Source organism: Rhodanobacter spathiphylli B39 (assembly GCF_000264295.1).
GTDB classification, from domain to species: domain Bacteria; phylum Pseudomonadota; class Gammaproteobacteria; order Xanthomonadales; family Rhodanobacteraceae; genus Rhodanobacter; species Rhodanobacter spathiphylli.
In genome coordinates this window covers 45,273-52,626 of the sequence record NZ_AJXT01000011.1, presented here as the reverse complement: position 1 = coordinate 52,626, position 7,354 = coordinate 45,273, and the positions used below count along the sequence as shown (strand labels likewise).

The 7,354-nt window shown below is 66.6% G+C and carries 8 protein-coding genes; 2 read left to right on the top strand and 6 right to left on the bottom strand.

Annotated elements, in window-relative coordinates; translation table 11 throughout:
* Window positions 1–33: 33 nt before the first annotated feature.
* The 5 genes from accB to cutA all read right to left on the bottom strand — a co-directional run bounded on the left by accB (window position 34) and on the right by cutA (window position 4,397).
* On the bottom strand, window positions 34–498 hold the full coding sequence (accB, locus tag UU7_RS06660) for an acetyl-CoA carboxylase biotin carboxyl carrier protein (protein ID WP_007806611.1): 465 nt from the start codon (window positions 496–498) through the stop codon (window positions 34–36).
* 68 nt (window positions 499–566) lie between these two features.
* The gene (gene aroQ, locus UU7_RS06655) at window positions 567–1,019 is read right to left on the bottom strand and encodes a type II 3-dehydroquinate dehydratase (RefSeq protein ID WP_007806610.1); all 453 of its coding nucleotides are present in this window, start codon (window positions 1,017–1,019) and stop codon (window positions 567–569) included.
* A gap of 159 nt (window positions 1,020–1,178) precedes the next feature.
* On the bottom strand, window positions 1,179–1,718 hold the full coding sequence (locus UU7_RS06650; RefSeq protein ID WP_007806608.1) for a TlpA family protein disulfide reductase: 540 nt from the start codon (window positions 1,716–1,718) through the stop codon (window positions 1,179–1,181).
* A complete protein-coding gene (locus tag UU7_RS06645) occupies window positions 1,718–3,982 on the bottom strand; it encodes a protein-disulfide reductase DsbD family protein (RefSeq protein WP_007806607.1) in 2,265 nt (754 codons plus the stop codon). Before UU7_RS06645 ends, UU7_RS06650 begins: the two co-directional genes overlap by 1 nt.
* Window positions 3,983–4,061: 79 nt before the next feature.
* Window positions 4,062–4,397 carry a divalent-cation tolerance protein CutA gene (gene cutA / locus UU7_RS06640; protein ID WP_007806605.1) on the bottom strand — a complete coding sequence of 112 codons (336 nt, stop codon included), beginning with the start codon at window positions 4,395–4,397 and terminating at the stop codon, window positions 4,062–4,064.
* 221 nt (window positions 4,398–4,618) lie between these two features.
* Here cutA and UU7_RS06635 point away from each other — a divergent pair, with 221 nt between their 5' ends.
* Entirely contained in the window at window positions 4,619–4,912 is a 294-nt protein-coding gene (locus UU7_RS06635) for a co-chaperone GroES (RefSeq protein WP_007806603.1), read from the top strand.
* 120 nt (window positions 4,913–5,032) lie between these two features.
* Complete coding sequence (gene groL, locus UU7_RS06630) at window positions 5,033–6,682, top strand: chaperonin GroEL (RefSeq protein ID WP_007806601.1); 1,650 nt, start codon at window positions 5,033–5,035, stop codon at window positions 6,680–6,682.
* A 100-nt stretch (window positions 6,683–6,782) separates the two neighbouring features.
* Here groL and UU7_RS06625 read toward each other — a convergent pair whose 3' ends face one another.
* Window positions 6,783–7,310, bottom strand: a complete 528-nt coding sequence (locus UU7_RS06625) for a hypothetical protein (RefSeq protein WP_007806599.1) — start codon at window positions 7,308–7,310, stop codon at window positions 6,783–6,785.
* Window positions 7,311–7,354: the final 44 nt, after the last annotated feature.

Genomic DNA, 7,354 nt, shown 5'->3' with positions numbered 1-7,354 from the left:
CCCCGTTCCCGGTTCCCCGTTCCCGCTCGATCATCAGGCAATCACGAACATCGGTTCGTCGAATTCCACCGGCTGGCCGTTCTCGACCAGGATCGCCTGGACGGTGCCGGCGACTTCGGCTTCGATCTGGTTGAACATCTTCATCGCCTCGATGATGCCCAGCGTCTCGCCGGCCTTGACCTGCTGGCCGATCTTGACGAAGGCGGGCGTGCCCGGGGTGGCCGAGGCGTAGAAGGTGCCGACCATCGGCGCCTTGATCACGGTGCCGGCGGGCAATGCCGGCGAGGACGGCGCCGGCTCTGCCGCGGCGGCCGCCACCGGCGGGGGAGCCGCGACGGCGACCGGGGCGACGGCAACCGCCGGGGCGGTGGCGACCGGCGCGGCGTTCTTCGGCACGCGCGACAGGCGGACGACTTCCTCGCCCTCCTTGATCTCCAGTTCGGCGAGGTTGGATTCCTCGAGCAAGTCGATCAGCTTCTTGATTTTGCGCAAATCCATCGGATCAGCCTTTGTCAGTCATGCCACGCGCAGGTGGCTGGAAAAATACGTTGAGTTGTCGCCGGCGCTCAGGCCGTGGCGGCGGTTTGCAGTCTTTGCAGCGTCGCGTCCAGCGCCAGCCGGTAGCTGTTGCCACCGAACCCGCAGATCACGCCGACCGCGATGTCGGAAAGATGGGAGTGGTGGCGGAACGGCTCGCGGGCAAAGACGTTGGACAGGTGCACCTCGATGAACGGAATGGCCGTGGCGGCGAACGCATCGCGCAGCGCGATGCTGGTGTGCGTGAATGCGCCGGCGTTGCACAGAATCATCGCCGTGCCATCGTCGCGGGCCTGGTGCACCCGCCCGATCAGTTCATGCTCGGCGTTGGACTGGAACCAGACCAGTTCGTGCCCCGCGGCTTGTGCGCGCCCGGCCAGTTGCTGGTTGATGTCGGTCAGCGTCTCGCGACCGTAGATCTCAGGTTCGCGGGCGCCCAGCAGATTGAGGTTGGGTCCGTGCAGGACCAGGATCTTCGCCAACGTCATTGTCCAAGACCGCGTCCGGACGCCCCGGAACGGGCGCAGTGTGCGCGCCGCCAGCAGTCTTGTCCAGTTCGCCGCAGATCGGCGATGTTTGGCGGAGAAGCACAGGGTTCCCGTGCGTAACCGTATGTCAGCCGCCTTCGGGTGACGCGCGGATCAGCGCGCCAGCCACTGCTCCATCTGATCGGGCGTCATCGCCCCTTCATGTGTGGCCAAAATGCGTCCATCGTCGGCGACAAGCACGCTGTAAGGGAGATTATTTCGGGTATTTCCCAGTTTCACCGAAGCGTCCGGTGATTCCGGTGGGCCGATCAAGATCGGGTAATTCACCGGATGTGCGGCCAAAAAGGCTTGAACGTGAGCCGGTTGGTCAAGCGCAATTCCGATCACGATCGCCCCACGATCACCGAACTTCTGCTGGGCTTTGACCAGCGCGGGCATTTCCTGCAGGCAGGGCAGGCACCAGCTGGCCCACAGATTGATCAATACGCGACGTCCGCGATACTCGCCCAGATCATGCAGCCTGCCATCCAGGTCGGGCAGGCTCAGCGTCGGCAACGGCTGGCCGATGAGGGTCGAAGCCGCGGTGGTCACCGGTGCGGCCGGAGCCGTCTGCAGGTGGTGTTGCGTGTAGCCGCCGATCGCGGCGGCCAGCACGGCCAGGCCGAGAATGGTCCAGTTGCTTCGACTGAACATCAGCGTGCCGCTTCCGTCAGTGCCTGCTCGACCATCGAGCGGGTCAGCACGGTGGACAGCTGTTTGCCGGGACCGCCATTCTTCGGGAAGACCACGTACAGCGGCACGCCGGGCGAATGGTATTGCTGCAGGAAGGCGCTGATGGTCGGGTTGACGTCGGTCCAGTCGCCTTTCATGTAGACCGTGCCGGTGCGCCTGAGCAAGTCGTGGAAGGCATCGGTGTCCAGCACGGTGTGCTCGTTCGCCTTGCAGGTGACACACCAGTCGGCGGTCATGTCGACGAATACCGGCGTGCCGGCGGTGCGCAGGCTGGCCAGTTTTTCCGGACTGTAGGCGACCACGCCTTCCTCGGTCGCCGCGCTGGCCGACCGCGGCGGCACCTGGGCGAGCAGGGCCATCGGCACCACGGTGGCGATGGCCAGCACCACCACCGCGAGCTTGCTGATCGCGCCGCGCGAGCGGCTGCGCTCGAACCACCACAGGGTCATCGCCAGCAGCACCATCGCCACCAGCACCAGGCCGACCGCGTCGGCGCCGCGCTGGTTGGCCAGCACCCAGACCAGCCACGCGGCGGTGAGGTACATCGGGAAGGCCAGCACCTGCTTCAGCGTTTCCATCCAGCGTCCCGGCCGCGGCAGCAGCCGGCCCAGCGCCGGAACGAAGCCCACCGCCAGGAACGGCAGCGCCAGTCCGATGCCCAGCATCAGGAACACCAGCAGGGCCGAGGCCATCGGCGCGGCGAAGGCATAAGCCAGCGCACTGCCCATGAACGGCGCGGTGCACGGGCTGGCCACCACCACGGCCAGCACGCCGGTGAAGAAGTCGCCGGCCGGACCGGAGCGCGCGGCGAGGCTGGCGCCGGTATTGCCCAGCGAGGCGCCGAACTGCACCACGCCGGACATCGACAGGCCGACCGCCAGCATCAGGCAGGCGAGTACGCCGACCACCACGGGTTGTTGCAGTTGCGAGCCCCAGCCCAGCGCATGTCCGGCGGTGCGCAGCGCCAGGATGCCCAGGCCGAGTGCCGCGAAACTGCACAGCACGCCAGCGGTATAGAACAGTGCGTGGCGGCGCGCCGCGGCGTGGCTTTCCGCGCTTTCCAGCACGCTGACGGCCTTGATCGACAACACCGGCAGCACGCAGGGCATCAGGTTCAGCACCAGGCCGCCGCCCAGCGCCAGCAACAGGGCGGCGATCAGGCTGACTTGCAGCGGCGCCGGGCCGGCCGGAACCGAGTCAGCCGGAGCCGAGTCGGCCGGAACCGAGTCGGCCGGAACCGAGTCGGCCGGAACCGAGTCGGCATTGCCCGGTGGCAGCTCCGGCGCGGTTGCGCCGGTCTGGCCGGTGACGGTGGCGCCACTGCCGAGATCGAGGTTCACGCGGCGGGTCATCAGCGGATAGCACAGGCCGCCGTCCTGGCAACCCTGGAAACTGGCCAGCAGGGTCAGCGCTCTGGCCTCGCCGAGATCGCCCTCGATCGTCACCGGCAGCTCGACCTGGTCGAAATACACGGTGACGTCGCCGTGGTGCTCGTCGTGGTGGGCGGTACCGGCCGGCCAGGCGGGCTTCAGGGCGAGGCCGCCGGCGTTTTCGAGTTTCAGCGTGGTCTGGTCGCGATACAGGTAGTAACCCCTGGGCATCGTCCAGCGCAGCAGTAGCTGGTGCGGGTTCTGCACCAGTGCCTCGAAACGGAAGGCCTGTTCGGCGGGCAGCGGCGCGCCGACCGTGCCCGCCACGGCCTCGATCCTGTTGCTGCCGAGCTGGCCGAGCGCGGCGCCCAGCGAGCCGGCGACGGGGGCCGCCGCGGCGGCGCCATCGGCGGGCAGCGGCAAGTCGAGCTTCTCGGTATGCGGCGGGTAGCAGATCTTCGGATCGACTTCGTGGCAGCCCTGGTATTGCACGCTGATCCGCAGGCGATCGGTGCCGGCGGCCACGGTGTACGGAATGCTGGCGTCGACGCCGTGGTGATAGGTCTCCACGTCACCGAGGTATTCGTCGTGGTGCTTCTCGCCGTCGGGCAACTGCGCTGCGCCCAGGCTGACACCATCGCCACCCTTGAACTTCATGCGGCCGCGGTAGAGGTAATAGTCCGGCGCGATCGTCCAGTGCAGCTTCAGCACGCCGGGCGTGCCGGCGTCGGCGCTGAGCTTGTAGGCCTCGGTCACCGGCAGCAGTTCGGCCGTGTCCTGGGCGAACGCGGGCAACGTGGCAAGCAGCAGACTCAGCCCGATCAGCAGGCGAACGGCCATCCGGCCGGCAAGCATTGATCGCATCACGACTCCGGGAACAGTGCGGCCCGCGCGCCGCGCGGGTGGATGCCCATTATGGCCCAGTCGCCGCGAATCACCCTGCGACGTTGGTACGCACCCAGTCCAGATAGGCGTCGTGGCCGTGCGTCACGGGCACCGCGACCAGTTCCGGCAGTTCGTAAGGGTGCAACTGCAGCAGTCGCGCCTGCAGCGCCTCGAAACGACCGGCGGTGGTCTTGATCAGCAGCAACACCTCGCTGTCGGTGGTGACGGCACCTTGCCAGCGATAGGTCGATTGCACGCCGGGCAGCTGGTTGACGCAGGCGGCCAGCCGTTCGCCCACCAGCGTTTCGGCGAGTTGGCGGGCGCAGGCCTGGTCGGGGCAGCTGCAGTGGCAGAGCAGGACGGTGGCGGGATCGGTCGTGGTCATGCCGGCAGCGTAGCCGAGCTTGCGCGAGGTGATTCACCGGCGCGCCCTTGAAACGCTGCCGGGTTCGCCCAATCTGCTGTGCATCCCCGCGTACGAACACTCTTGCTGCGGGATGCTATCTGCGTAGAATTGGCACTCATTACCATCGAGTGCTAACAGAGCCGCCGTCCGGGCTCTGCAAGACCTTGTCCATCAACTGTTTGAACCAGCTGGAGTCCTCCATGAGCACACTGCGTCCCCTGCATGACCGCGTCATCGTCAAGCGCCTCGAAGAAGAGCGCGTCTCCGCCGGCGGCATCGTGATCCCCGACAGCGCCACCGAAAAGCCGACCCGCGGCAAGGTCGTCGCCGCCGGTACCGGCCTGATCATGGCCGACGGCAAGGTCCGTCCGATGTCGCTCAAGGCCGGCGACGTGGTGCTGTTCGGCAAGTACGCCGGCCAGGAAATCAAGATCGACGGCGAAGAGCTCGTGTTCCTGAAGGAAGACGACATCGTGGCTGTTATCGAGGGCTGATTGAACTGGAGCCTGGTGGTGTAGCGCGAAAGCCGCGCTCCCGGTCGCCTTTGGCTCCTTCCCGCAGCTCTCTCGTGACGTTTCCCATTACTTATTCAAAATTTTTCAAGGAAAAATTTTATGGCCGCTAAAGAAGTACGTTTCGGCGAAGACGCCCGCTCGCGCATCCTCAAGGGCGTGAACACGCTCGCCAATGCCGTCAAGGTCACGCTGGGCCCGAAGGGCCGCAACGTCGTGCTCGAGAAGAGCTTCGGCGCCCCCACGATCACCAAGGACGGCGTGTCCGTCGCCAAGGAGATCGAGCTGGCCGACAAGTACGAGAACCTCGGCGCGCAGATCGTCAAGGAAGCCGCTTCCAAGACCTCCGACGTGGCCGGTGACGGCACCACCACCGCCACCGTGCTGGCGCAGGCGTTCATCCAGGAAGGCCTCAAGGCCGTCGCCGCGGGCATCAACCCGATGGACCTGAAGCGCGGCATCGACAAGGCCGTCGTGGCCGCCGTGGGCGAGCTGAAGAAGCTCTCCAACCCGACCGCGAACGACAAGGAAATCGCCCAGGTCGGCACCATCTCCGCCAACTCCGACACCAACATCGGCGACATCATCGCCACCGCGATGAAGAAAGTCGGCAAGGAAGGCGTGATCACGGTCGAGGAAGGCTCGGGCCTGGACAACGAACTCGACGTGGTCGAGGGCATGCAGTTCGACCGCGGCTACCTGTCGCCGTACTTCATCAACAACCAGCAGAGCCAGCAGGTCGAAATGGATGACCCGTTCATCCTGATCCACGACAAGAAGGTTTCCAACGTGCGCGAGCTGCTGCCCGTGCTGGAAGCCGTCGCCAAGGCCGGCAAGCCGCTGCTGATCGTGGCCGAGGAAGTCGAGGGCGAGGCGCTGGCCACCCTGGTGGTCAACACCATCCGCGGCATCGTCAAGGTCGCCGCCGTCAAGGCGCCGGGCTTCGGTGACCGTCGCAAGGCGATCCTGGAAGACATCGCGGTGCTGACCAACGGCCAGGTGGTGTCCGAGGAAGTGGGCCTGTCGCTGGAGAAGACCACGATCAACGATCTGGGTCGCGCCAAGCGCATCGTCATCACCAAGGAAAACACCACGATCATCGACGGCGCGGGCGAGGCCGAGAAGATCCAGTCGCGCATCGGCCAAATCAAGGCGCAGATCGAGGAAACCTCCTCCGACTACGACCGCGAGAAGCTGCAGGAACGCGTGGCCAAGCTGGCCGGCGGCGTGGCGGTCATCAAGGTCGGCGCGGCCACCGAAGTCGAGATGAAGGAAAAGAAGGCACGCGTCGAAGACGCCCTGCACGCCACCCGTGCAGCGGTCGAGGAAGGCGTGGTCCCCGGTGGTGGCGTGGCGCTGATCCGCGCGCTGAAGGCCGTCGAAGGCCTGAAGGGCGACAACACCGACCAGGACCTGGGCATTGCGATCACCCGCCGCGCGCTGGAAGCGCCGCTGCGCGCGATCGTCGCCAACGCCGGCGAAGAGCCGTCGGTGGTGTTGAACAAAGTCAAGGAAGGCAGCGGCAACTTCGGCTACAACGCCGCCAGCGGCGAGTACGGCGACATGGTTGCCATGGGCATCCTGGACCCGACCAAGGTCACCCGTTCGGCCCTGCAGCACGCGGCGTCGGTGGCTGGCCTGGCGATCACCACTGAGGCGATCGTTGCCGAACTGCCGAAGAAGGACGAAGGCCACAGCCACGGCGGTGGCATGGGCGGCGGCATGGGTGGCATGGGCGGCATGGACTTCTGAGTTCCCGCTCAAGGCACGACAAAGGAAAACCCCGCTTCGGCGGGGTTTTCTTTTTGTGGCGCCGGATTCGGCGATACCTGCCGTATCGGTGGCAGTGAACTCAGTGCCCGTGGGCGTGGACACTGCCGCTGGCGTTGACGCCCTGCACCGCGTCGCCGACCGAGCCGGCCGCGCGGTCGGTGGAATGGATCGCCGAATGCGCGGTATCGCGCACGTCGCCGCCCACGCCCTGGCCCATCTCACCAGCCCTGCCTGCGGTGGCGGCCGTATCGAGACCGGCACCAGTATCGACGTTGGCGTTGGCACCTGCATGCGAGTCGCCGGCGCCCGCGCCGATCGTGGCATTCGCGTTGGCGTTGGCGTTCGCATCGGCTTGGTCATTGACGGTCGAGCGGGCCCGCTCGACGGCCCTGCGGGTCCGGTGCTCGGCGTGGGAACCGGTGCGATGCAGGGTCTGCTCCGTCTGCGCGGTGGTCTGGCCGACGGCGTGCATGGCGCCCGGTGCGGCTGCGCCGAGGTGGGCGCCGGCACCAATGTGGGCGGCACCGCCGAGGCTGGCCTGGGCGAAGGCGGAAGCGGTGAAGACGCTGGCGCCGATGATGAGGGCGGAAAGCATGGTCTTGCGCATGAGGTTGACCTCCAAGTGGGGAATGCCGCCGCAAGGCGCATGGC